Below are 25,740 nucleotides of genomic sequence, written 5' to 3'. Positions count from 1 at the left end.
GTACAAGATGTCCGCTCAGGACGTCTGCTCAAGACAAGAATCCGCATGCGTCCCGTCTGCGGAGCCAGCGGACAGGGTGCCGGCCGGAGGCTGGCTATCGGCTGCATCCGCCCAACGATCTCCATGCTCTCCGGCTGTCGGTGCCGACGGGCTTTTCGCTCCGGCCACCTGGCCGGAGCCTTTCTGTTCGATTTGACGGTGCGGATTCGGCCGAGCCGCACTACCGGCCGGGCGCGCCCGTTCGAAGGCGCGCCCGGCGCACCAGCAAAAATGAAGCGATCTCGTATCGGAGACGCCAATGCCCGGAGGGACATAGGATGCAACAGGCAAGACGCCGCGTATTGCGGCAACTGGCAAAGGGAGCCGCAGCCGCAACGCTGACGGGGCTGACTACCGGCACCGCGCTCGCGCAGCCGTCCGCCTTCCCCAAGCGCGTGGTGCGGCTCGTGTGGCCCTATAGCGCGGGCGGCACCGGCGACCAGTTCGCCAGGGCGCTGGCCGAAGCACTGGCCGGCATCTGGGGCAAGGCCGTGGTGGTCGACAACCGCCCGGGGGCGGGCGGCATGATCGCCGCGGACATGGTCGTCAAGGCCGAGCCGGACGGCCACACCCTGCTGATGGCACTGACCAGCGTGGTGCAGACGCCTTTGCTGTATGGCAAGGCACCTTACAACCCGGTGCGCGATCTGGCGGCTATCTCGGAACTGGCAACCATCCACCAGACCTTGGTGGTACATCCCGACTTGCCGGTGACCAACATGAAAGGGCTTGCCGAGTACGCGCAGAAACTCGGCAAGCCCTTGCCCTATGGCACCGTCGGCCTGGGGTCGAGCAGCCACCTGCAAATGGAAGTGTTCGGGCGCAATGCCAAGGTGGCGCTTACGCATGTCCCCTACAAGGGAGAAGCGCCCTTGATGACCGACCTGCTCGGTGGCCAGGTGCAAGTGGGGCTGGTAGCCGCGGTCACGGCCCGCCAGCACGTGCGCACCGGCAAGCTGCGCCCGCTGGCGGTTGGCGGCATGAACCGTTCGTCTTTGCTTCCGGATGTTCCCACCTTCCAGGAGGCGGGCTTTTCCGGGATGGATCGGACCGGCTGGTTCGGGATGTTCGCACCGGCGGCCACGCCGCCATCCCTTGTCCAGACGATCTCGGCCGACGTCAACAAGGCGCTGGAAAATCCGGCCCTGCGCGCGCGCATGCTGGAGGCAGGCATCCTGCTCAAGGGCAGTACACCGGCGGCGTTCTCCGAGGTGGTCCGGCGCGACCAGGTCTACTGGGGCGAACTGATCCGCTCAGCCGACGTCCGGCTCGACTAAGGACGCGTGACTTGAAATCGGGAATGAAAAGGCAGTACATGAATTGGCAGATTGTTGACGTGAAGCCTCGCGCATGCGGCAGCATCCGGGCGGAGCCGCCGTCGCCATGGTAGTTGCGGAATTTGAGACGGCTGACGAGCGCGCGCCAGCATCGGCGCGCAACGTCGGCTTCGCATCGTCGGCGGCGTCGATCATGTCCTCGGCGTCAGGGTGCGCGCCATATGCCGGGCTTTATCTGCGCAACCTGCGGCTGCCGTTCCCGGTGGACATCGTCTGCCTGAGAGGCGAATTCCATCTGGCCAGCGGCCGGCGCACCGGTCTGTTGCCCGAAGGGGCAACCGTTCGTGTTCCCGCCTATCAGCTATTCCATTGCGAAGGTGCCCCGGTCATCGATCTGCGGGGCGGCAAGGAGCTGCATCTGGTGGTGCAAGACGAAGCGCATCAGCCGCCGCCACATGCCGAGCACGCAGGCCGGATGGCGATGCCGGCTCCCTGGCAAAGCCACATTGCAGGGCCTTCGACTTTGCAACTGGCCAGGGCCGTATTCCAGGATCCGGGCGCCCCGTGGTCGGTCCGCTACGCGGCGGACGCCCTGAATCTGCCGGCGCGCGAATTCTGTCGCCATTTGTTCCGGGAAGGCTCGGCGCTGACCGATATCGTGCGCGAACAGCGCTTGATGCGCGTGCTGCTGAAACTCGCCAGCGGGCGCTTCTCGTCCCGGGAGATGGCGCTGGGGCATGGCTTTGCCTCGTTCGAACGCCTGGATGTGGCCTTCCGCGATCGATTCGGTTGCAGCGCCGAACGGGTTGCGCGGCTGGCGTGGCATGCCTCGCTGAGCTGGTCGCGCGCGTCCGCAGCAACCCCCGCCAGGACGACGCTACGAGTAGGCACGGAGCTGTAGCGCCGGCAGTTCCCTGGGGCAGGAAACGGCGCAAAGGGGGGCGGGACGGAAGATAGCGCGAGTGTCGCTGGTTCCGGCGACCGGGAAACCGGTGAGGCGAAAGAGTCTGGCGCCCGAGTGGCGCGCCAGTGGACAAGAAGGAAGACGGGGCTGGCCGCGCCAGGGCGTCAGTCCAGCTTTGCCCCGGTCAACTTGATCAGGCGTTCCTGGACCGGGTACAGCGCGTCATAGTTTTCACGCGCCCGCCTGGCGTCAGTGCCAAGCGGCTCCAGGCCGTAGGTCTGCAGGCGTGCACGTACCTGGAGCGTATCGACTGCCGCGCGCGCTTCTTTCTCCAGCCTGGCCAGAATCGGCGCGGGCGTGGCGATGGGCGCCATCATCACGACTGACCCGTTTGGCTTGAATTCCGGGCCGTTGATCCCGGCTTCAGCAAAGGTGGGCACATTCGGCAAGCCTTTCATGCGCTGTTCGCCCGAGACGGCAAGTGCCCGCAGCTTGCCCGCCTCGACGAACGGCCGCGTGCCACCGATCGAGCCAAAGGCGAAGGTCAACTGGCCACCGATGATGTCCTGGAGTTCCGGCGCTTCGCCCTTGTAGGGCACATGGGTCAGGTTCAGGTTTCGGCTCTGCCCAAGATAGCCGCCAGCCAGGTGGGCATAGGAACCGATGCCCCACGAGCCATAAGTCCCCCTGTTCTGCGCGCAATACTCCAGCAGTTCCTTTACATTCCTCACCGGCAGGCTTTGATTGACCACCAGCACCACATTTCCGGTGAAGAGTTCCGAGATGAACGCCAGTTCCTTGCGGGTGTCGTAGGGGAGTTTGCTGAACAGGAGCTGATTGTTCAGGATTGACTGGGTCAGCGTGACCAGGACGGTGTACCCGTCCGCAGGTGCCTTGGCCACGTAGTTGGTACCGATCGCGCCGGCCGCGCCCGGCCGGTTTTCAACAATGACCGGCTGGCCAAGCTTCTTTCCCATCTCCTCGGCCATCGCGCGCGTGAGGCTGTCGGAGGCGCCTCCGGCCGGATAGGGCAGCACAAAGGTGATGGGCCTGGATGGATAGGGCAGGTCGGATGCGTTGACGCTCGCGGGGCTGGCGGCGATCGCGAGCGCAAGCGTGGTAATCAGTGACTTCAGCATGGCAATGTCTCCTCGGCGGAGCCTTTTGGCTCTCGGTGTGTTTGGGTTGCCGCGCCAATAGCGCGGCAGTGTGCCTTTACTGCTGCGCTGCATTGCTTCCGCTATCCGGCCCCACCGCCACGCCGAGGCGGCGGCGGGGCGCGGTCATGCTTGCTGCGGGCCGCTCTTTGCCGTCGGGCGATCACGCGGCGAGAGCGGCCCTGGACTCACAGCGCCACGACGGCGTCGCCGAGAATCTTCACTTCGCCGTACTGGTTGGCCGTCTGGATCTGCAACTTGACGCGGCGCTCGCCGCCGGCCTCGAATTTCTCGATAATCTTGCCGGAGCAGGTGATCCGGTGGCCGAGGTGGGTGATGCCGGCAAAGCGCGCATTGAACTCGCGCACCTGGGCCTGGCTGACCCACTGCGTCAACAGGCGTCCGAGATAGGCCATCGACAGCATGCCGTGCGCGAACACGTCCGGCATGCGTCCCTTGCGGGCGAAGTCGATGTCGATATGCATCGGGTTATGGTCGTTGGAGGCGCCGGCAAACAGCGCCAGCGTGGTGCGGTCGATCGGCGGCAGTGCCAGGGGCGGCAGCACGTCGCCGACCTTGAGGGTGTCGAAGCTGGGCATGGTCATGGTTCAGTTCTCCCGATTATCCGTTGCGGTGTACCAGCACGTTGCGCACGTCGGCGATGTGTTCGCCGCGCTGGTTGGTGACGCGGCTCTCGCGCACCAGGAACGACAACGCGCCGCCTTTCTTCTCGTACGCGTCGGTAATCTTGCTCTCGAAGGTGAGCGTGTCGCCGGCGTAGGCCATGCGGTGATAGGTGAACTGTTGCTCACCGTGCAGCACGCGTGCCAGTTCGATGCCGGCTTCCTCGCGCCAGTTGCTGGGCGGCCGCATCAGTTCCAGTGAAAACAGGAATGTGGGCGGCAGCGGCAACGCGGGATGGCCGGCGTCATGCGCGGCGGCTTCGTCGAAGTAGATGGGGTTGGTTTCGCCGATGGCTTTCGCAAAGAAACGCAGCTGGCCGGCCTCCGCGGCGACGTGCAGCGGCGGGAAAGTCATGCCGATGATTTTCTTGTCAATCATGTCGATGTATCCGGTTCAATTGGGGGCGTACGGAAATCAGTTCTTCTGGTAGACGGTCACCACGCAGGCGCCGCCCAGGCCGAGGTTGTGTTGCAAGGCCACGCGTGCGTTGGCGACCTGCCGGTCTGCCGCGGTGCCGCGCAACTGGTGGACCAGCTCGAAGCATTGCGCCAGACCGGTGGCGCCGAGCGGATGCCCCTTGGAGAGCAGGCCACCCGAGGGATTGGTCACGTAGCGTCCGCCGTAGGTGTTGTCGCCGTCGTTGACCATCTTCTCGCCTTCGCCCTCGCCGCACAGGCCGAGCGACTCGTAGGTCAGGAGTTCGTTCTGGGCGAAGCAGTCGTGCAGTTCGACCACATCGACATCCCGCGGGCCGATGCCGGCTTGTTCGTAGGCGATGCCCGCGGCCTTCCTGGCCATATCGAAGCCGACCAGGCGGATCATGTCATTGGCGTCGAAGGTGCTGGCCGGATCGGTTGTCATGGCCTGACCGGCAATTCGCACATCGGTGCGCAGGCCCTTGGCGCGCGCGAACTTCTCCGAGACGATCAGCGCGGCAGCGGCGCCGCAAGTCGGTGGGCATGCCATCAGGCGGGTCAGCACGCCGGGCCACATCACCTTGTCGGCCATCACGTCCTCGGTCGTGACGACATTGCGGAACACCGCAAGCGGATTGCGCGCTGCGTGCTGGCTGGCCTTGGCGCGGATCTTGGCGAAGGTTTCCAGCTTGGTGCCGTACTTGCGCATATGGGCCTGGCCGGCGCCGCCGAACAGGCGCAGCGCGTTCGGCACTTCGATCTGGCCGAGCAGCGCATCGGCCTGCGTCTGGAAATGCTCCATCGCGCCGGGGCGGTCTGTCCAGGGCGATTTCAGCGCGCCCGGGTTCATCTGTTCGAAACCTACGGCCAGCGCGCAGTCCACCGCGCCGCTTTCCACTAGCTGGCGCGCAAGGAACAGCGCCGAGGAACCGGTCGAGCAGTTGTTATTGACGTTGACCACCGGGATGCCGGTCATGCCGACCCGGTACAGCGCCTTCTGGCCGCAGGTGGAATCGCCATACACATAGCCGGCGAAGGCCTGCTGCACATCCTGATAGTCGATGCCGGCGTCCGCCAGGGCCATGTTGGCCGCGTCTCCGGCCATTACGTCATAGGGGGCGCTAGTACCCGGCTTGCTGAAGGGCACCATGCCCACGCCGGCAACATACACTTTATTGGTCACAGTCTCTCTCCTTGGAGGGTTCGATGATGGCGCGCAGGGCGCGGGCCCCGCTTTGCCTGAATGGCCGGATTCCGGCTCAGAGCTTGCGCGTAATGATGTCCCGCATGACTTCGTTGCTGCCGCCGTAGACGCGCGCTATACGCGTGTCGACGAAGGCGCGCGCGATCGGGTATTCGAGCATGTAGCCGTAGCCGCCATGCAGTTGCACCATGTCGTCGATGCACTTCCACATCGTCTCGGTGGAGTACAACTTGGCGATGGCAGCTTCCTCCCCGGTCAGGCGGCGGCGCATGTGTTCGCCGAGGTAGTAGTCGACCATGGTGCGCAGCGCCACCGACTGGGCCTTGATGTCCGCCAGTTTGAACTTGGTGTTCTGGAAGTCCCACACGGTCTGGCCGAAGGCCTTGCGGTCCTTGACGTACTCGAGGGTCTGCTCCAGCAGGCGCTCGACCTTGGCTGCGGCGCCCACGGCGATGATGAAGCGCTCCTGGGCCAGGTCGTGCATCAGGTAGGGGAAGCCCTTGTTCACCTCGCCCAGCAAGTTTGTGGCCGGCACGCGCACGTCGTCGAAGAACAGCTCGGCGGTATCCTGCGAGTGCATGCCCACCTTGTGCAGCTTGCGGCCATGGCGGAAGCCCTCGCGGTTGGTCTCGACCATGATCAGGCTGACGCCCTTGGCGCCGGCGGCGGGGTCGGTCTTGCAGACCACCATCACCATGTCGGAGATGAAACCGTTGGAGATGAAGGTCTTGCTGCCGTTGATGACCCACTCATCACCGTCGCGCACTGCGGTGGTGCGGCAGGCCTTGACGTCCGAGCCGCCACTTGGCTCGGTGATGGCCACGGCCAGGATAGTCTCGCCGCTGCAGACCTTCGGCAGCCAGCGCTGCTTCTGCTCCTCGGTGCCGAGGCGTGCGATGTACGGGGCAACGATGTCCGAGTGCAGGCCGAACGATATGCTGACACCGGTGTAGGCCATTTCCTCGGCGATGACGGCCGCGTGGCCAAAGTCGCCGCCGCCGCCGCCGTATTCGGTCGGCAGCGCGGTGCAGAGCAGGCCTTCGCGCCCGGCCTTCAGCCAGGTCTCGCGGTCAACGATGCCCTCCACGAGCCACTGCTCCTGGCGTGGCGCGCACTCGCGCTCCAAGAAGCGGCGCACGGTAGTGCGGAACTGCTCGTGATCCTCACGATAAACACTGCGGTGGACTTCCATATTTGATTCCTGGCAAAAGACGTGTAGGTGTTGGGGGTCGCAGGGAGCCCGGATGGGCCTATACTGGTCGAAACCCTATTTCAATCACTCAACGGACTAGTTGTATCCCCGCACGGCAATGCCGTCGTACAACTCCCGCTCGGCAGGGTTGGCATGGCTTTCCTGGGCGAACTTTGCTGCTACGCTACCGCTGGGCGGTGCGTGCGGCTTGCTACGCGAAGGCTTGCTGGCCGACATTGGATCGGGCGGCTCAAACAGACGCTTTCCGTCGGCATTCGACTTCTCATTCATCTCGTTCTCTCCTCGTGCCCGGGCCGGCAAGCCGGTCGCGCAGGCCAGGCGGCGTTTGCCCTGGCCGTACCCCGCGCACGCACGGTACGGCACAGGAGCGCGTCAGACCGCGCCGTTGCCGCCGCCGCAGACAAGTACCTGGCCGGAGACATAGTTGGACTCGGGGGTGCAGAACAGGTAGACGGCACCGGCCGCTTCCTCGACCGTGCCGGCACGGCCCAGCGGGATCCGCGTGGCGGCGCCGTCGAGCATGGCCTTCTGCACGCCGACCTTGATCTCGCGGCCTTCGATGTTCACGGTCTTGCTCTCGCTGCCGGCCAGCGCTTCGGTCAGGCGCGTCTCGATCAGGCCGAAGGCCACGGCATTGACGTTGACCTTCAGGCGGCCCCACTCCTTGGCGATGGTCTTGGTCATGCCCAGGATGCCGGCCTTGGCCGACGAATAGTTGATCTGGCCAGGGTTGCCGCCGGCGGCGCCCGAGGAGATATTGACGATCTTGCGGAAGACTTCCTTGCCTTCGGCCGCCTCGGCCTTGGCAGCCGCGCTGATCACCGGGTAAGCGGCGCGCAGGATGCGGAACGGCGCGGTCAGGTGGCAGTCCATGATGGCGTACCACTGCTCGTCGCTCATCTTCTGCACCACGTTGTCCCAGGTGTAGCCGGCATTGTTGACGATGATGTCAATGCCCTTGTAGTTCTCCACCGCGGTCTTGACGAAGCGTTCGGCGAAGTCGGGGGCGGTGACGCTGCCGACGCAGGCCACGGCCTCGCCGCCGAGCTTGCGGATCTCTTCAACCACCGCGTGCGCCGGTTCGGCGTCCAGGTCGTTGACCACGACGCGCGCGCCGTCGGCGGCGAGCTTCAGCGCCACGCTGCGGCCGATACCGCGTCCCGAACCCGTTACCAGGGCAACCTTGCCATTGAGCTTTTTCATTGTTTCAGTCTCCGGTTCATGCTTGATTGATATGGCGCCGCGATGGGTCGGCGGCGTCTCTTAGGTCCTCCAGCGCCATCCGGCCGCCTTGCACGCTGTTTCCATGGCGGCGTGCAGCGCCGACAGATCTCAGCGTACCGGCCTGTCCGGCTTCGCAACCCTCTCGAATTGGGGGGGGAGGTTAATTTCCGTACCGCAGCAATCAGCGCCCCCCTGCTCAGGACGTACCCTTCAGTTCGATCAGCAGGTCCTTTGCCGCAATGCGGTCGCCCGGGCGGACATGCACTGCCAAGATTTCACAGTCTCGTTCGGCGACGATGTGCGTCTCCATCTTCATGGCTTCCAGGGAGACCAGCGCACTGCCGGCTGCCACCCGCTGCCCCGGCTGGGCCGCGACTGTCACCACCGCGCCCGGCATGGGTGCGGCGATATGCAGCCGATTGGACGGGTCGGCCGAGGGGCGCGCCTTGCGGGCCTGTTCGGATTGCGCCGCGATGCGGCGCTCGACACGCGCCGTGCGCGATTGGCCGTTCAGTTCGAACTGGACCTTGACGACGCCGTTATCGGCGTCGGGATGCGCGCCTTGTAGCGTGATCAGCAGCGTCTTGCCCGGTGCGATCTCGACTGCCACCTCCTCTTGCGGCTGCGGGCCATAGAAGAAGGACTGCGTCGGCAGTACGGACGTATCGCCATAGGCGCGGCGGTGCTGGAAGTACTCAGTGGTCTGCTTGGGATACATCAAGTAGGAAGCCAGCTGGCGGTCGTCGAGCCCGTGCTCGCAGGCGGCCTCGCCCTGCGCGCGCGCCTGCTCCAGGTCGACCGGGGCCAGGTGGTCGCCAGGGCGGTAGGGCGCCGGGGGCTCGCCCTTGAGCACCTTGCGCGACAACTCGGCCGGGAAGCCGTCCGGCGGAAAGCCGAGCTCGCCCTTGAACAGCGACACCACCGATTCGGGAAAGGCTACGTCGCGTGCGGGTTCGCTCACTTGCGCCGCGCTCAGGTCGTTGGCCACCATCATCAGTGCCATGTCGCCCACCACCTTGGAGGTCGGGGTGACCTTGACAATATCGCCAAACATGCGGTTCACGTCCGCATAGGCGCGCGAGACCTCCGTCCAGCGATGGTCGATGCCGAGCGAGCGTGCCTGTTCGCGCAGGTTGGTGTACTGCCCGCCGGGCATTTCGTGGCGGTAGACGTAGGCGGTGCCGGCGCGGATCTCGGACTCGAAGGGTGCGTAGTAGCGGCGCACGCCTTCCCAGTACATCGAGGCCTCATGCAGGCGCTCCAGGCTCAGGCCCGGATCACGCGGGCTGCCGGCCAGCGCGGCGGCCATGCTCGACAGGTTGGGCTGCGAAGTCAGCCCGCTCATGGCATCCAGCGCGCCGTCCACCGCGTCGCAGCCAGCGCCGATCGCCGCCAGCGCGGCAGCAGCGGAGATCCCGCTGGTGTCGTGCGTATGGAAGTGGATCGGCAAACCGGTCTCTTCCTTGAGCGCCTTGACCAGGGCAGCGGCGGCCTGCGGGCGGCAGATGCCGGCCATGTCCTTGATGCCCAGCACATGCACGCCGGCGCGCTGCAGCTCGCGCGCGATGCCCACGTAATACTTGAGGTCGTATTTGGGCCGAGCCCCGTCGAGCAGGTCGCCGGTGTAGCAGATCGCCCCTTCGCACAGGGCGCCGCTCTCGCCCACAGCGTCGATCGCCACGCGCATATTGCGCACCCAGTTGAGCGAGTCGAACACGCGGAAGAGGTCGATGCCAGTGCTGGCCGCCTGCCGGACGAAGAAGCGCACCACGTTGTCGGCGTAGTTGGTGTAGCCCACCGCGTTCGATCCGCGCAGCAGCATCTGGAACAGGATATTCGGCACCCGCTCGCGCAGTTGCGCAAGGCGCTGCCACGGGTCTTCCTTCAGGAAGCGCAGCGCCACGTCGAAGGTGGCGCCACCCCAGCATTCCAGCGAGAACAGCTGCGGCAGCTCACGCGCATAGAAGGGGGCGATAGGCAGCATATCGGCGGTGCGCATGCGGGTCGCGAACAGGGACTGGTGCGCGTCGCGCATGGTGGTGTCGGTCAGCAAGACCTGCTTCTGTTCCAGCATCCAGCGGGAGAATTTCTCCGGTCCCAGCTCTCGCAGGCGGTCGCGCGTGCCGGGTGGCGGCGGGCTGGCAATGTCCGCATCGGGGCGCAGCGGCTTTGGCAGCGGCAACTGGGGCGGCGTGCGCCCGCTCATCTCGGGGTTGCCGTTGACGGCCAGTTCGCCCAAGTAGCGCAGCAGTTTGGTGGCGCGGTCGCGCCGCCTGGTGAAGGCGAGCAGCGCGGGCGTGGTGTCGATAAAGCGCGTGGTGACCTTGCTGCTGCCGAAGTCCGGATGGTTGATGACGTTCTCGAGGAACTGCAGGTTGGAAGCCACGCCCCGGATGCGGAATTCGCGCAGGGCGCGGTCCATCCGGCTGATCGACTCGGGCACGGTGGGCGCCCATGTAGTGACCTTGACTAGCAGCGAGTCATAGTAGGGCGTGATGACGGCGCCGCCATAGGCGGTCCCGGCATCCAGCCGTACGCCGAAGCCCGCCGCGCTGCGGTAGGCGGTGAGCTGGCCGTAATCGGGCAGGAAGCCGTTCTCGGGGTCTTCGGTGGTGATGCGGCATTGCAGGGCATGGCCGTTGAGCCGGATATCCGCCTGGTGCGGCACGCCGGTCCCGCGCGCCAACAGGGTTCCGCGGCTGTCAAAGTCATCTTCGATCTTGCCGATCCGGCCCCCTTCGGTGATGCCGATCTGCGCCTTGACGATGTCCACGCCGGTGACCATCTCGGTGACGGTGTGTTCCACCTGGATGCGCGGATTGACTTCGATGAAGTAGAACTGCCCGGTGTCGGCATCCTGCAGGAACTCGACGGTGCCAGCGTGGCTGTAGCCGACAGCCCGCATCAGGCGCAGCGCTGACTCGCACAGGCCCTCGCGGCCAGCCGCGTCGAGGTAGGGCGCCGGGGCGCGCTCGACCACCTTCTGGTTGCGGCGCTGCACGGTGCAGTCCCGCTCGTACAAGTGGACCAGCGAGCCGTGGGTGTCGCCCAGCACCTGGACCTCCACGTGACGCGCATTGCGCACCAGCTTCTCGACATAGACCTCATCGTTGCCGAACGCGGTGAGCGCCTCCCGGCGGGCGGCCGCCAGCGCCGTGTCCAGGTCGCGCTCGCTTTCCAGTACGCGCATGCCACGCCCGCCGCCGCCCCAGCTCGCTTTGAGCATGAGGGGATAACCGACCGTGGCGGCCAGGCGTTTGCATTCCTCCAGGTCGTGCGGCAACGGGGCGGTGGCCGGCATCACCGGCACACCGGCGGCAAGCGCCGCGTTGCGCGCCGCTACCTTATTGCCGAGCGTGCGCATCGCCTCGGGCGACGGGCCGATCCAGCGGATACCGGCATCGATGACCGCCTGCGCGAAATCGGGATTCTCGGACAGGAAGCCATAGCCCGGGTGGATGGCATCGACCTTGGCCTGCCTGGCGATACGCAGGATATCGTCGATATCGAGATAAGCGGCCAAGGGCTTCTTGCCCTCGCCCACGAGATAGCTTTCGTCGGCCTTGAAGCGGTGCAAGGCAAGGCGGTCTTCCTTCGAATAGATCGCCACGGTGCGGATATGCATTTCCGCAGCCGCGCGCATCACGCGGATGGCGATCTCCGAGCGGTTCGCGATCAGGAGCGATTTGATGGGCGTACTTCATGAGGTGGCAGGTGGCGGTCGGGAAACGAAGCGGGCAATGCACCGGGTGTGGCGCACGGCCGAAGGGCAGGAGACGCGCACGCGCTCCCGGGAAAGCAGTCTACTTGCGCCCCCCTGACTGCCCGCCCCCCCAAGATGGGGAGGAACTTGCCTGCAAGCGCAATCTCCGGGGTGCGCTTCGCGAGGCCTGGTGTTTCCGTCCCCGATGACCCTCCTCAATGCGGGTGGGGTCGGGAGCGCTGTGCCGTATTAGTCTGTGTGTCGTGCTGGTGTAGTGACGGACTACCCGCCTGAATGAATCAACCAAGAGGAGACGCGATGTTGTCAGGTATCAGGATTGTGGAGATTTGCGGAATTGGTCCCGGGCCGTTTTGCGCCATGCATCTGGCCGACCTGGGGGCTGACGTGATCGCGGTAGAGCGCGAGGAAGCGGCGGGCTGGGCTGGCCCGGCGACCGGCCCCAGCCTGCTCAATCGCGGCAAGCGCTCGGTGGTGGCGAACCTCAAGACGCCGGAAGGCCGTGAAACGGTGCTGCGCCTGATCGAGGGGGCCGACGCCCTGATCGAAGGCATGCGCCCCGGCGTGATGGAACGCCTCGGCCTGGGGCCGGAGGCTTGCCTGGGGCGTAACCCGAAGCTCGTCTACGGGCGCATGACGGGTTGGGGCCAGAACGGGCCGATGTCCCAGGCCGCCGGCCATGACAACAACTACATCTCGCTATCGGGCGCGCTTTACTACAACGGCACGCCGAAAGAGCCGCCGTCTTCGGCCATCACCCTGGTTGGCGACGTAGGCGGCGGCGCGCTCTACTTGGCCGTGGGTTTGCTCGCAGGCATCCTGAAGGCGCGCGAGACGGGCAAGGGCACGGTTGTGGACGCCTCGATCGTCGATGGCTCGGCGCATATGCTGCAACTGATCCTCTCCACCCGCACCAAGGGACTCGTGACCGGCGCGCGCGGCGAGAATGTTCACGATGGCTCGCACTTCTACGGCACCTATCGCTGCGCCGATGGCGGCTTTGTCACGCTGGGCTCGCTCGAACCGCAGTTCTATGCACTGCTGCTGGACAAGCTTGACCTCAAGGGCGATCCGCGCTTTACCCAGCAATGGGATCGCAAGCGCTGGCCGGAACTGCACCAGCATTTCACCGAGGTGTTCGGCAGCAAGACGCGCGATGAATGGTGCGCGCTGATGGAGAACACCGATATTTGCTTTGGCCCGGTCCTTAGTCCCCAGGAAGCGGCGACGCATCCGCACAACATGGCGCGCGGCATTTACTTCGAGCGTGATGGATTGCTGCAGTCGTCGCCGGCGCCGCGCTTCGATGGTGAGGTACGCTCCCCGGGACCGATCCCGCAACGGGGCGAGCAAAGCGAGGAGATCCTGGCGGCCTTGAACGGCGCCGCGCCGGACAAGGTGTGGCGCGCGGCGTAAGCGGCGAGGCGAAAGCGACCGGCGGATAGCGCGGTCGCCGGCCTGGCATCGTTCCTATGCCGCCGAGGCGGGGCGATCCCAGTCATAGAGCGGCGGCTCGCCCTGCGAAAAGCGGGTGGCGGCCTCCCGGTGATACGCCGAGCTCAAGCAGACACCCTGTGCGGACGCCTCCAGCGAGGCGAGGGTGGCATAATCGGTTTCGTAGCTAAGGTTCAGCATGTGCTTGGCGAGGCCAAAGGCCTCGCGTGGGCCTGCCATCAGACGCAGAGCGAGTGCGCGCGCTTGCGCAAGCAGATCATCCGCCGCATGGACGGAAAGCACGAAGCCCAGCGCCAATGCTTCCCGGGCGTCGATCCGGCGCGCCGTCAGGACGATCTCCTTGGCCCGGGCCATGCCGACGATGCGCGGGAGCGTGTAGGCCGTACCGTAGTCAGGTACCGCGCCGACGCGCGCAAACGACATGGAAAACGCGGCGCGGTCCGAGGCCAGCACCATGTCCGCCTGCAGCGCGAGACCGAAGCCGGCGCCGTAGGCAGCGCCATCGACGGCGGCGATCACCGGCACATCCAGCTCGCGCAGTTGCTTCAACATGCGTTGCGAGCGATCGATCCGGCGCCGCATATAGTCGGGCGAGTTGTATTCGGAGTCGGTGCTGGACAGTCGTTCCCACATCGATTTGATGTCGCCGCCGGCGCAGAAGCTGCCGCCCGAGCCCGTGATGATCAGCACCCGGACGCTGCGGTCGCCGTTGATGCGGCGGATCAGGTCCTCGTAATCTTCCATCAGGGCGCTGGATAGTGCATTGCGCACCGCCGGGCTTTGATGGCTGAATTCGGCGATACCGTTGTCGATGGTCAGGCGGGACTCGCGTAGCGAGACCTGCTGGATAGGCGATTGAATCATGGCTTGTCTCCTGTTTAACGGACGTTGTGTTGTTATCTTGTTCTTTTGGCAAACCGTTTCGGGGGCGCTCAGGCGGGCAGCGCCCGCGCGTTATGGCGCTTTGCCGAAGCGTTCGCGCAAGGACTGCTTGTACAGCTTGCCGGTGGCCAGCCGCGGCATGACATCGATGAAGTCCACTGAGCGCGGCAACATGTAGCGCGCTACCTTGTCGCGTAGGAAGTCGACAAGCTCGTTTGCGAGCGCCTCTGTCGGCGCCACGCCCGGGGCGGGCTCGATGATCGCCTTGACCGCCTCTCCCATCTCGGCATCCGGCACGCCGATCACTGCCGCGTCGGCCACGCGCGGGTGCATGACGAGTGCGTCCTCGATGGCCTGCGGATAGATGTTGACCCCGCCGGAAATGATCATGAAGGACTTGCGGTCAGTCAGATACAGATAGCCTTCGGCATCGACGTATCCAATGTCGCCGATGGCGCTCCAGGTGGGCTGCCGGGGGTGCCGGCCCGCGTCCGTCTTGTCGGGCGCGTTGTGGTAATGGAACGGCAGTGGGTACTCGAAATAAATAAGACCTTTCTCGCCCGCCGGGACTTCCTGCCCATCCTCGTCGCAGACATGCAGCACGCCCTTTACCTGGCGCCCGACCGAGCCAGGTCGCGCGAGCCACTCATGGCTGTCGATGGCGGTCAGGCCGTTTCCTTCGCTGCCACCATAGTATTCCTGGATGATCGGCCCCCACCAGGCGATCATCTGGTGCTTGACCTCCACCGGGCATGGTGCCGCGGCATGGATTGCGCAGCGGTGGCTCGACAAGTCATGTCTCGCGCGCGCCTCGGGGGAGAGCTTCAGCAGGCGCACGAACATTGTCGGCACCCACTGGCTATGCGTGATCCGATAGCGCTCGATCAGTGCCAGCGCTTGCGCCGCATCGAACTTGCTCATGCAGACCACGGTGCCGCCATAGTACTGTGTGCTGATGGCATAGCCGAGCGGAGCCGCGTGATACAGCGGCGCAGTGGAAAGGTAAACGGTGTCGGTGGCAAAGCCATAGCGGTCCCGAAACATGGAATGGCGCGCCGCCATGGCCATGTCGTCCGAGACCTTGCATGACGGGGTCGCGGCTACCACGCCCTTGGGCCGGCCGGTGGTGCCGGAGGTGTAGAGCATGAAGGCACCCAGCCATTCTTCCTCCAGCGGGCGCGCCGGATGTTCCGCGATGGCGTGCTCGTAGCTCCCCCAACCTTCGATGGTGCCGTCCAGCATCAGGCGCGTGGCGGCCGCTGGAATGCATGATGTTAATGCCGCCGCCAGCTCGCGCATGGCGTAGGAACCAATGACGACGCGCGCGCCGCAATCTTCGACGATGTAGGCGGTCTCGGCTGGCGTCAGGAAGCGGTTGACCGCCGTCATCAGCAACCCGGAGCGCAGCGCCGCCCAGGCAATCTCGAACATCCGGAGATTGTTCTCCAGCACCACGGCGAAGTGGTCGCCGCGGCGCAGGCCGTTCGCATGCAGATATTGCGCGAGCCGGTTGGAGCGCTCGTCAAGCTCGCGGTAAGTCAGCACCGCGCCAGTTGCCGCATCGATGGCGGCAGGCTTGCCGGGTGTCAGGGCGGCGTAGTCACCGGGATAGTTCGGCTGTCTCACTGTCATCACACTCCGATCAGGGGGAACCGACTTGGGACAACGCTGGCAACGAGACGGTTCCACAGCGGTCACGAATCGGGCAAAAAATTCACAATCGCTCCCCGCCGATTGGCTGTTGGTGACCCGGCGGGGCTGGCACCGCTGCGGGCGCCGGTACTCACTGCTGAATGATTTCTGCTGCAACTGCCTGGAATGCTCGGCTCAGTATGAAGCTTGGGAAACAGCCTTGAAATGGCAAGTTCCCGCAAACGAATTGGCCGATTCGCGCAGCCGTCCGAGCCGCTCAGGGTTTGTGCGCATGTTCGTCGCGTGCGCTGGCATCGGCCAACGATTCTGCGGGCTTCGGCCATTTACGGGCGGCGGGCGGTACACCGAGACTTGCCCCACAAGAACCAGATGGAATTTGGAGACCTTGATGAACCGTCGTTTGTCGTTGTTGCGCATGCTTGACTGCAGTATCGTGGTGGCCGCGGGCCTGCTGCCGGGGACCATGTCAGGTGCGCGGGCCGATACGGTGCTGAAGCGGCCGTTGCGGTTTATCGTGCCAGTCGGGCCAGGCAGCGGTGGTGATACGATTACCCGCTTTGTGGCCGAGCGCATGGCCAAGGTCATTGGACAGTCTGCCATTGTCGCGAACAGGCCGGGCGGCGACTCGGTGATCGCGGTGCAAAGCATGCTCAATGCACCGGCCGACGGCGCCAGCATTTTGCTCCTGTCGCCCGCCTCGCTGGTGCTGAATCCCCTGACCCTTAAGGACATACCCTACGACGCGCAGCGTGATATCCGGCCCCTTGTGAGCGTAGTGCACGCCTCGGCGGCACTGGTCGTGCCTGCCGACTCGCCTTACAAGAGCGTGGGCGACGTGCTTGCCGCCGCGCGGAACAGGCCGATGGCTGTCAGTCTGGCCAGCTACGGGCTGACCTATCAGGCGGGGGTCGTATTGCTGGAGGACATGGCGAAGGTCGCGTTCAATTACATTCCCTACAAGGGTGCGGGCCAGATGATGACCGACCTGATGGGCGGGTCGATCGCCGTGGGGATGCTCGACATTGGCGGTGCCTTGCCGCTCATTCGCTCAGGGAAAGTTCGCGCCTTGGCAGTCACGGGAAAGGCGCGCCATCCGGACCTGCCTGATGTGCCCACCGTCGCCGAGGGCGGTGTACCGAACTACGACTACAGGATTTGGATCGGCTTCGGCGTGAGCGCCAAGACGCCGGAACCTGTCGCGCAGGCGCTGGAAGCGGCGCTGCTCCACGTAGTGCGTCAGCCGGAATTCCGCACCTTTGCCTTGCAGAACGGCGGCTATGTCGTGGCGGGAGATTCCGGCAAGCAACTTGCGTCGCTGGTGGTGGCGGACACGGAGCGGTATAGGCGGCTGGTGGCGGAAACCGGGTTGGGGAAGCGCTGAGGCTGAGAGCACAAGGGATGGTGGTCGCCCGGTTCAGCGGGAAGGACGGGAAGGACGGGCAGCGCGATCGCGCGCATTCTGCTCGTCCTGTAGCACGCGCCACAATAGCTTGCCAGTGGAGGTCCTGGGCAGGCTGTCGACGAACTCGATCACGCGAGGCACTTTGTAGACGGCCATGCGCGCACGGGCCCACTCGATCAATTGCTCGGGTTGCAGCGTGCCGCGTGCGGATGGCCGCAGCACGATGCAGGCCTTGACGGTCTCGCCGCGACGCGCGTCGTGCGCGGAGATCACGCAGGCTTCCTGCACGGCGGGATGCTCGAACAGCCTGGACTCGATCTCGGCCGGCCATACCTTCAGGCCGGAAGCATTGATCATGCGCTTGAGGCGATCCGTGACATAGAAGTAGCCGTCTTCATCGTAATGGCCGATGTCGCCGCTGCGCATGAAGCGCTTGCCGTCGATCTCGATAAAGGCGTCGCGCGTGGCCTCTGGCTTGTTCCAGTAGCCGTCGAACAGCGTCGGCGTATGCATGACGATCTCGCCGGACTGGCCGGGGCCGAGTTCGGCGCCGCTTTGCGGATCGAGTATGCGCGCGTCGACATTCACATAAGGCACGCCGGCGCACTGGCGGCGCGGCGCCTGCGGCGGGTTGATGTGCGTGGCGGCGCAGGTTTCGGTCATGCCGTAGCTCTCAATCAGGGCGAGACCGAAGCGCATCTCGATCTCGCTGGCCACGGCCTCCGGTATGGCGGTGGCGCCGCCAAACAGCCAGGTGAGCGAGGAAAAGTCGCGCGGGGTGACAGCGAGGCGGGCCAGCACCTCAAGGATCATTGGCGTCACCGCCCCCCAGGCATTGACACGATGGCACTCGATCAACTCGATGGCGGCATCCGCATCCCAGCGCGCCATCATGATCAGGGTGCGGCCTGCCGACAGCGCCAGGTTCAGGATGCTCATGCCGGCCAGATGGCTGACCGGCAATGCCGCCAGTTCCACCTGGCCAGCCCTGTCGCCTTGCCATAGCTTGCGCTGAGCGATTGCATGGACAAAGGCGCAATGGCTGAGCATGGCGCCCTTGGGCTTGCCGGTCGTGCCGGAGGTATAGGCGATGACTGCCAGGTCCGCGCCGCCCGCCGTCACGAGGACGGGGCCGATGCCCGCCGCCAGGGCGCCGCTGAAGGAGTGGAGGCGCCTATGTTGCGGTGCGTCTGGCGCTTCTTGCACGAACGTCGGCACATGCATGAACGGCACGTCGCCGGCACGGCCGGCAAACTCCGAGCAGGCGCCCACCACGCAGCCCTCCAGGCCGCTATCGTCTAGCAGCGGTTGCACCTTGGGCAACATGTCCTGCATGGTGATGAGCGCCCGTCCACCGGAGTCCTGTACGTAGTACCGGACTTCCTCGGTTGTGCTCGTCGGGTTCACCGCCACCACCACGCCACCGCAGCGGAGGATCGCGTAGTAGGCGATGGCGAACTGCGGGCAGTTCTGCATCAGCAACACGACCCTGTCGCCACGGCTGACCTGCAGGTGCTGTTGCAGGTAGCCGGCGAGCGCCAGTGTGGCAGCGTGCAGCGCACGGTAGCTGGTCTGCCGGCCATAGTATTCAATCGCGGTCCGGTCTGGATGACGCTCCGCGCTGAGCGCGAGATGATCGAACAGATTGCAGTCCGGCGGCGCCGCCGTATGGGGGACGCCGGCGGGCCAGTGTGCGTAATGGTGCGTCAGGCGGGGCATGTCAGTTGGGGGCGAGGGGGCATATTGTCTGGTTCCGTCCGCCCCGGACCTTGCGGCGCGGGGCGGCGCTTGCCGGTTCCGAGGCTTAGAAGCCGCCGCGGCCGCCGCCGCAAATCAGGGTTTGGCCGGTCACGTAGTTCGACTCAGGAATGCAGAACATGTACACCGAACCCGCGGCTTCCTCGGCAGTACCAGGGCGGCCGAGCGCGATTTCCTTGCTGGCCTGAGCGATGCGGTCCGGATTGACGCCGACCTTGATATCGCGTCCTTCGATGCTCACGGTTTTTTCTTCGGTGGTCGCCTCGGTCAGGCGGGTCGAGATAAAGCCGAAGGCCACGCAGTTCACGTTGACCTTCATGCGGCCCCACTCCTTGGCGAGGGACTTGGTCATGCCCATCACGCCAGCCTTGGCGGCCGAGTAGTTGACCTGGCCGGCGTTGCCCTGCGTGCCGGAGATCGACGAGATGTTCACCACCTTGCGGAAGACTTCCTTGCCGGCTTCGGCCTCGGCCTTGCTGAGTTCGCGGAACACCGGCTGGGCGGCGCGCAGCAGGTTGAACGGCGCCTTCAGGTGGCAGTCGACAATCGCGTCCCACTGTTCATCGGACATTTTCTGGATCACGTTGTCCCAGGTGTAGCCGGCATTGTTGACGATGATATCGAGCCCGCCAAACGCATCCACCGCGGTCTTCACAATGCGGGTGCCGAAATCCGGTGCGATGATGTTGCCGGCGAATGCCACGGCTTCGCCACCGGCGCTGCGGATCTCCGCCACCACCTCGTTGGCGGGGGCTTCGTCGAGATCGTTGACCACCACGCGTGCACCCTGGCTGGCGAGCTTGAGGGCCACGCAGCGGCCGATGCCGCGGCCCGAGCCGGTAACGATGGCAACCTAGCCTTGCAGTGTCTTGCTCATGAATCTAACTCCTGGTGTATGGATACTTGGGTACTTGATGAAATTCGGAGAACCGCGACCACGGCCTGGCCGGTGATCTTGATTTCGCCCTTCCGGTTGGCGTATGGCACTTCGACGCGCGCGCGTGTCGAAGATGCGCCCCTCCAGGCAGGACAGGAAGGTGGGCGGAACGCGTACCGGACGGTGGCCCGCGTCGCGAGCGGCAGCGAGGTCGCCATAGGTCGGGTCGGTCTCGCCGATGGCCTTCGCATAGGCGCGAACCGCGCCTTCCTGGATTCAGTTCTTGCCGTAGAGCGTGACAACGCAGGCGCCGCCCAGGCCGAGGTTATGCTGCAAGGCAAGATTCACGCCCTCGACCTGGCGCTTGTCCGCGGTGCCGCGCAACTGGTTCGTCAGCTCGTAGCACTGGGCCAGACCAGTGGCGCCCAGCGGATGGCCCTTGGACAGCAGGCCGCCGGAGGGGTTGGTCACGACCTGGCCGCCGTAGGTATTGTCGCCATTCATCACGAACTTCTCGGCCTCGCCGATGCCGCACAGGCCGAGCGCTTCGTAGCTCAGCAGTTCGTTGTGGGCGAAGCAGTCGTGCAGTTCGCAGACGCGGATATCCTTGGGATCTACGCCGGCTTTCTCGTAGACCTTGTCCGCCGCCGCCTTGGCCATGTGAAAGCCCGCATAGCTGATCAGCGAGGGCGGGTCGAAGGACTCGACCGGGTCGGTGGTCATCGACTGGGCCAGGATCTGCACGTCCGTGCGCAGGCCGTGCTTCTTGGCGAACTTCTCGGAGACGATGAGCGCGGCGGCAGCGCCACAGGTCGGCGGGCAGGCCATCAGGCGCGTCATCACGCCGGGCCACATCACCTTGTCATTCATCACGTCCTCGGTGGTGAGGACGTTCTTGAAGAGCGCCAGCGGGTTGTTGGCGGCGTGGCGGCTGGCCTTGGCGCGGATGGCGGCAAAGGTCTCCATCCTGGTGCCGTACTTCTGCATGTGCTCGCGGCCGGCGCCGCCGAAGGTGCGCAGGGCCTGCGGCAAGTCGGACACGTCGGCGGTGAGCTCGCGCATGATGGGCTGGAAGCGCGCACGCGTGGCAGGGCGGTCGTCCCAGTGCGATTTCAGCGCGCCCGCCTGCATCTGTTCGAAGCCCAGCGCCAGCACGCAGTCGGCATCGCCGAGCGCCACCGCCTGGCGGGCCAGGTAGAGCGCGGTCGAGCCGGTCGAGCAGTTGTTGTTGACGTTGACGATGGGGATGCCGCTCAGGCCCACCTCGTACAGCGCAGTCTGCCCGCAGGTGGAGTCGCCGTACACGTAGCCGACATAGGCTTGCTGTACCATCCGGTAGTCGATCCCGGCATCGGCCAGCGCGCGGCGCGTGGCCTCGGCACCCATGTCGGTATAGCTCGGGCTGGCGCCCGGCTTGCTGAACTGGATCATGCCTACGCCGCCAACCAGCACTTTTTCACTCATGTCTGTCTCCAGTGTTTCGATGGGGGCGCGGCCTTCGGCCACTGCCCGCCTTGTTTGCAATAACGGGATTGAAAGGGGGAATCGCCAGGGAAGCTTCCAGGCTCTGCCTAGAGCTTGCGTGCAATCAGGTCGCGCATGACCTCGTTGGCACCGCCGACCACGCGCGACACGCGGTAGTCGGCAAAGGCGCGCGCGATCGGATACTCAAGCATGTAGCCGTAGCCGCCGTGCAGTTGCACCATGTCGTCGAGGCATTTCCACAGGGTTTCGGTGGCGTGGAGCTTGGCGATGGCGGCTTCGTGCACGGTGAGTTTGCGGCGCAGGTGCTCGCCCAGGTAGTAGTCGACCATGGTGCGCAGCGCCACCGCGTGGGCCTTGGCATCGGCCAGCTTGAACTTGGTGTTCTGGAAGTCCCAGACGGTTTGACCGAAGGCCTTGCGGTCCTTCACATAATCCAGCGTCACGCCGAGCAGGCGTTCAAGCGCGGTGGCGGCGTACAGCGCGATGATCAGGCGTTCCTGAGCCAGTTCCTGCATCAGGTAGCCAAAGCCCTGATTCGGCTCGCCCAGCAGATTGCCCACGGGCACGCGCACGTTGTCGAAGAACAGCTCGGCCGTATCCGCTGCCGGCTGGCCGACCTTCTGGAGCTTGCGGCCGCGGCGGAAACCCTCGCGGTTGGTCTCGACCATGATCAGGCTGATGCCCTTGGCGCCGGCCGCCGGGTCGGTCTTGCAGACGAGCATGATCATGTCGGCGCTCATGCCATTCGAGATGAACGTCTTGCTGCCGTTGATGACGTATTCGTCGCCATCGCGTACGGCCGTGGTGCGCGCGGCCTTGACATCGGAGCCGCCGCCAGGCTCGGTGATGCCGACCGCCAGGATGGTCTCCCCGGCGCAGATCGAGGGCAGCCACTGCTGTTTCTGCGCTTCGGTGCCCAGCCGGTTGATGTAAGGCGCGATGATGTCGGAATGCAGCGAGAAGCCTGCCCCGGAAATGCCGGCGCGGTGCATTTCCTCGAGAACGACCGCGGAATGCCCGAAGTCTCCACCGCCGCCGCCGTACCCGGTGGGAATGGCGACGCACAGCAGGCCCTCGCGGCCGGCCTTGAGCCAGGTCTCGCGGTCCACGCGGCCGGCCTGGTCCCAATCGGACTGGCGCGGCGCGCACTCCCTCTCGAAGAAGCGCCGCGCGCTGTCGCGCAGCATTTCGTGGTCTTCGCGAAAAACGGTACGGATGACGTCCACCCGATGCTCCCCTGATGTCTGGATGAAGGGCGGCGTTGTGCTGATTTATGGCACGGCGCCGCATTGCATTCATCTTCGTGGAGAGCGGGGCGGGCGGCACTCCCCGAGTCGGGGGGGCTAGCGTGCTGCGGACCTGGCGCGACTGCCGATCAAACTGTGCGGCTTTGAGGGCCGCCCCGGTGCTAGCGAGGGCGGGCAGGCACCTGCGACTGGCTGGCCGCCAGATCGCGCAAGCGGCCCACAGCCTCGTCTCGCCCAGCTACGTTGAGCTTGGCGTAGATGTTCTTCAGGTGCCATTTCACGGTCTCCGGCGTCACGTTGAGCACCTTTGCGATTCTCTTGTTGGCCATGGCCTGCGCGAGCAGCTCCACCACTTCCGCCTCGCGCTCGGTGAGGTTAGGCATTGCGCCTGCCGGGCCGGCGGACGGGCGGGCCGCAGGTTCGCCCACGGTTTGGGCCGCCGCTGCCAGCAGGCGCTGGACGTAAAACGTGAGCACCGGGTCGAGCACTTTCTCCTGCAGTAGCGCGTCGAGGTGCTCCGGTACGCGCGACGAAACATCAAGCAAGGTGCGCACCAGCCCAAGCCGATGGCCCAGGCGGACGGCCTGGAGGAGGTTTTCGCTTGCCGAGCGGGTGCGTCCGCAGGCCTGCTCGACCAGCGCGAGTTGCATGCGCAGGCTGGCTACGCGCCGCCAGCGGCCGCTCGCCTCGGTCATCGAGATAAGCGGTACCAACTGGGCCAGCGCCGCTTCGAAATCCTTGCGGTGCACGCACATGTCAATACGCGCGCGCCTGGCGCAGACAGTGATCTCCCATGCGGGGCTGCGGGTAGCGTCGGCGTGGCGCACGCCGAGCGTTTCAAGCCGTGCCAGGACCGCTTCGGCCTGGTCCGGCTCGCCCTGCTGGAGGTGCCAGCGCAGGCGTGAGCCAAGTGCGTGTGCGAGGAGCCGGTCCAGGCCATGGGTGGTGGCATACTCTTCGAGACGATCGAGATAGGCCCGCGCTTCCAGGTAGCCGCCTGCGCGCCAGTGGGCGGAGGCGAGTACCAGCAGCGCCCGGAACACGGTGTCGGGGATCGAGATGCGCTCCAGCACCTCGATGCGCGCCTCCAGCATCCGCCGCGCGACGTCGACTTCGTTTAGCTCGTACATGGCATCGCCCAGCAGGCCCGCGGCCATGCAGGCGACGCCGATGAAGGCGGCGCCATACTTCTCCGCCTCCTGCAGCGCGTCGCGGAAGATGCGTTCGGCACGTACGATATCGCCTTCCAGCGCGTGGCTCATGCCGCCCAGGCAGCGTCCCACCAGGCTGGTGCGCGGCGCACCCTCGCGCCAGCCCTCGTCTTCCAGCACCTTGCGGGCCATTTCATACTCGCCGCGGTACATGTACATCCACGACAGGACATTGCTCCGCCCGGCGAGGGTGAGGTCGTCGGCGTCGGCGGGCACGCGCTGCAGCTCGGGGAGCAGGGCAACCACCGCATCGGTGTCGTCGCGCTGCAGCGCCAGTCCGGCCCGCAGCAGGATGAGCGCATAGCGCTGGCCGACATCGAGTTCGCCAAGCGTGGCCGGCGCCTCCAACTGATCGATGGTCCGCGCGACGGCGTCCAGGTCACGTGCGTACAGGCGCAGATGCGCCAACAGCAAGCGCAGGCTGAAACGCGCCTCCACTTCGGCCGGCGGCAGCCGCCGCACCAGGGCGGCAACCTGGCTCAGTTCGCCCTGCACATACAGCTCACGGGCGCAGGCCTCGACCAGATCGGCCGCAGCCTGCGGCTCGCCCGCCTGCACGGCATGACGAACCGCCTCATCGACATGGCCATGCTGCTCGAACCAGCGCCACGCTGCCGCATGCAAGGCACGCTGCTCATCGTCGGACAAGACTGTCAGGCGGGCCTGCAGCACCTCGCGCAAAAGCGGATGTATCCGGTACCAGGTCTCGCGGTCGCGGCTGCTGATCTGCGTAATGAAGAGGTTGTCGCTGTCCAGGTGCGCAAGCCGCGCCATCATGCGCGCCACGGCGTGCGGCATGCCCATCAGGGTGGCGCACAACGGCGCGGAAAACCGGTTGCAGATCGAAATACGGGTAAGCAGTTCGAGGTCGTCCGGCGCCAGCCTCAGCAGCACCTCGCGCTCGAGGTAACTGGCGAAGGCACGCGCGTCGCGCACCTCCATGCGCGCGTATTGCGCGTATTGCGGCGCGCCTTGCTTGGTCTTGAGGTCGAGGGCGAATAGCTGCAAGCCGGCGATCCATCCATCGGTCAGTTCATGCAGCACCTCGGCATCGCGCTTATCGATCTTGCCGAGCTGCTCGAGCAGGAAGCGTTCGGACTCTTCCGCGCTAAAACGCAGGTCGCGCAGGTCGAATTCGCTCAGCAATCCCTGTGCGCGCAGGCGCGACAGCGACAGCGGCAGCGCGCTGCGGGAGCCTAGCGCCAGGTGCAGTTGCGGGGGCGCGTAATCGATCAGGCATTGCAGGGCTTCGATGATGCGCGGATCGTTCACGTGCTGGAGGTCGTCGAGCATCAGCACCAGTTCGCGCGTCCGGCTTGCGATGCCGTTGACCAGCGTGATCACCCAATGCTCGATGGCCGAGTCTTCGCTGTCGCGCCCCATGAGCAAGGCAGCTTCGCGCACCATCCTGGCATCCACTTCGGCCAGGCTGGCCAGCAGGCAGTCGAAGAAGCGCGTGGGCTCGTTGTCCTCGGCGCCCAACGAAAGCCAGGCCACGTCGAAGTCGAGAGACAAAAGCGCCTGCCGCCATGCCACCAATGTGCTGGTTTTGCCACTGCCGGCCGGCCCCTGGATCACCACGCAGCGCTGGCGCCTCGCTTCGAGCAGCCGCGCCAGCAGCGCTTCGCGCGGCATCAGCCGGCGCGCGCCGCGCGGCGGAACCAGCTTGGTGCTGGCGATGGATTGAGCCGCATGGCCGGTGGAGACGGACGTTCCTTCGGACGGGATGCTGGAGGGAGGCATTGGCGCAGGCTTGTTGATCAACTTTAATGGTCAGCTGGCTTGCCGGCTCCGATTGCGGCCATGCAGCAGATTCCGGAGACGGAGCGAAGACGCGGACACATTATAGTGCCGCGCTGGCGCGGCGCTGGCGCGGCGCTGGCGACAGCGCGATACGTTTGGCGTATCGGCCGACACAAAGAAAGTATTTT

General features: G+C 65.5%; 20 protein-coding genes. 4 read left to right on the top strand and 16 right to left on the bottom strand.

The features are described 5' to 3' along the window. Window positions 1–317 precede the first annotated feature (317 nt). The gene (locus tag ACZY0R_RS39475) at window positions 318–1,316 is read left to right on the top strand and encodes a tripartite tricarboxylate transporter substrate binding protein (RefSeq protein WP_488866772.1); all 999 of its coding nucleotides are present in this window, start codon (window positions 318–320) and stop codon (window positions 1,314–1,316) included. Window positions 1,317–1,389: 73 nt separating this feature from the next. Then, window positions 1,390–2,217, top strand: coding sequence for a hypothetical protein (locus ACZY0R_RS39470; protein WP_488866770.1), 828 nt, complete (start codon window positions 1,390–1,392; stop codon window positions 2,215–2,217). A gap of 167 nt (window positions 2,218–2,384) precedes the next feature. On the opposite strand, the gene ACZY0R_RS39465 is transcribed toward ACZY0R_RS39470, so the two are convergent. The 8 genes from ACZY0R_RS39465 to ACZY0R_RS39430 form a co-directional block, all read right to left on the bottom strand. Further along, window positions 2,385–3,359 (bottom strand): Bug family tripartite tricarboxylate transporter substrate binding protein, encoded by a 975-nt coding sequence (locus ACZY0R_RS39465; RefSeq protein ID WP_488866768.1) that lies wholly within the window; start codon window positions 3,357–3,359, stop codon window positions 2,385–2,387. 206 nt (window positions 3,360–3,565) lie between these two features. Beyond that, entirely contained in the window at window positions 3,566–3,982 is a 417-nt protein-coding gene (locus ACZY0R_RS39460; RefSeq protein ID WP_488866766.1) for a MaoC family dehydratase, read from the bottom strand. A gap of 16 nt (window positions 3,983–3,998) precedes the next feature. After that, window positions 3,999–4,439, bottom strand: coding sequence for a MaoC family dehydratase N-terminal domain-containing protein (locus ACZY0R_RS39455; protein WP_488866764.1), 441 nt, complete (start codon window positions 4,437–4,439; stop codon window positions 3,999–4,001). A 36-nt stretch (window positions 4,440–4,475) separates the two neighbouring features. After that, on the bottom strand, window positions 4,476–5,660 hold the full coding sequence (locus ACZY0R_RS39450; protein WP_488866762.1) for a lipid-transfer protein: 1,185 nt from the start codon (window positions 5,658–5,660) through the stop codon (window positions 4,476–4,478). Window positions 5,661–5,736: 76 nt separating this feature from the next. Beyond that, window positions 5,737–6,873, bottom strand: coding sequence for an acyl-CoA dehydrogenase family protein (locus tag ACZY0R_RS39445; protein WP_488866760.1), 1,137 nt, complete (start codon window positions 6,871–6,873; stop codon window positions 5,737–5,739). 96 nt (window positions 6,874–6,969) lie between these two features. Then, a complete protein-coding gene (locus tag ACZY0R_RS39440; protein ID WP_488866758.1) occupies window positions 6,970–7,164 on the bottom strand; it encodes a hypothetical protein in 195 nt (64 codons plus the stop codon). A gap of 102 nt (window positions 7,165–7,266) precedes the next feature. Beyond that, on the bottom strand, window positions 7,267–8,097 hold the full coding sequence (locus tag ACZY0R_RS39435) for an SDR family NAD(P)-dependent oxidoreductase (RefSeq protein WP_488866756.1): 831 nt from the start codon (window positions 8,095–8,097) through the stop codon (window positions 7,267–7,269). A gap of 217 nt (window positions 8,098–8,314) precedes the next feature. Next, a complete protein-coding gene (locus tag ACZY0R_RS39430; RefSeq protein WP_488867310.1) occupies window positions 8,315–11,809 on the bottom strand; it encodes a pyruvate carboxylase in 3,495 nt (1,164 codons plus the stop codon). A gap of 330 nt (window positions 11,810–12,139) precedes the next feature. Here ACZY0R_RS39430 and ACZY0R_RS39425 point away from each other — a divergent pair, with 330 nt between their 5' ends. Next, window positions 12,140–13,255 carry a CaiB/BaiF CoA transferase family protein gene (locus ACZY0R_RS39425; protein WP_488866754.1) on the top strand — a complete coding sequence of 372 codons (1,116 nt, stop codon included), beginning with the start codon at window positions 12,140–12,142 and terminating at the stop codon, window positions 13,253–13,255. A 54-nt stretch (window positions 13,256–13,309) separates the two neighbouring features. Here ACZY0R_RS39425 and ACZY0R_RS39420 read toward each other — a convergent pair whose 3' ends face one another. Continuing rightward, window positions 13,310–14,158 carry an enoyl-CoA hydratase/isomerase family protein gene (locus ACZY0R_RS39420; protein WP_488866752.1) on the bottom strand — a complete coding sequence of 283 codons (849 nt, stop codon included), beginning with the start codon at window positions 14,156–14,158 and terminating at the stop codon, window positions 13,310–13,312. Between the two features lie 90 nt (window positions 14,159–14,248). Further along, the gene (locus tag ACZY0R_RS39415) at window positions 14,249–15,808 is read right to left on the bottom strand and encodes an acyl-CoA synthetase (RefSeq protein WP_488866750.1); all 1,560 of its coding nucleotides are present in this window, start codon (window positions 15,806–15,808) and stop codon (window positions 14,249–14,251) included. 220 nt (window positions 15,809–16,028) lie between these two features. Here ACZY0R_RS39415 and ACZY0R_RS39410 point away from each other — a divergent pair, with 220 nt between their 5' ends. After that, complete coding sequence (locus ACZY0R_RS39410; protein ID WP_488866748.1) at window positions 16,029–17,210, top strand: Bug family tripartite tricarboxylate transporter substrate binding protein; 1,182 nt, start codon at window positions 16,029–16,031, stop codon at window positions 17,208–17,210. 33 nt (window positions 17,211–17,243) lie between these two features. Here ACZY0R_RS39410 and ACZY0R_RS39405 read toward each other — a convergent pair whose 3' ends face one another. The 6 genes from ACZY0R_RS39405 to ACZY0R_RS39380 form a co-directional block, all read right to left on the bottom strand. Beyond that, window positions 17,244–18,950 carry a long-chain-fatty-acid--CoA ligase gene (locus ACZY0R_RS39405; protein WP_488866746.1) on the bottom strand — a complete coding sequence of 569 codons (1,707 nt, stop codon included), beginning with the start codon at window positions 18,948–18,950 and terminating at the stop codon, window positions 17,244–17,246. An 85-nt stretch (window positions 18,951–19,035) separates the two neighbouring features. Next, complete coding sequence (locus ACZY0R_RS39400) at window positions 19,036–19,836, bottom strand: SDR family NAD(P)-dependent oxidoreductase (protein WP_488867308.1); 801 nt, start codon at window positions 19,834–19,836, stop codon at window positions 19,036–19,038. 6 nt (window positions 19,837–19,842) lie between these two features. Next, a complete protein-coding gene (locus ACZY0R_RS39395) occupies window positions 19,843–20,142 on the bottom strand; it encodes an FAS1-like dehydratase domain-containing protein (protein WP_488867306.1) in 300 nt (99 codons plus the stop codon). Then, window positions 20,143–21,330 carry a lipid-transfer protein gene (locus ACZY0R_RS39390; protein WP_488866744.1) on the bottom strand — a complete coding sequence of 396 codons (1,188 nt, stop codon included), beginning with the start codon at window positions 21,328–21,330 and terminating at the stop codon, window positions 20,143–20,145. Between the two features lie 107 nt (window positions 21,331–21,437). Continuing rightward, on the bottom strand, window positions 21,438–22,577 hold the full coding sequence (locus ACZY0R_RS39385) for an acyl-CoA dehydrogenase family protein (protein WP_488866742.1): 1,140 nt from the start codon (window positions 22,575–22,577) through the stop codon (window positions 21,438–21,440). Between the two features lie 182 nt (window positions 22,578–22,759). Then, entirely contained in the window at window positions 22,760–25,552 is a 2,793-nt protein-coding gene (locus ACZY0R_RS39380) for a winged helix-turn-helix domain-containing protein (RefSeq protein WP_488866740.1), read from the bottom strand. Between the last annotated feature and the right edge of the window lie 188 nt (window positions 25,553–25,740).

Source organism: Cupriavidus sp. F041, from assembly GCF_057814235.1.
The sequence above is the reverse complement of the archived record's forward strand: the minus strand, read 5'-3'. Positions and strand labels throughout refer to the sequence as shown.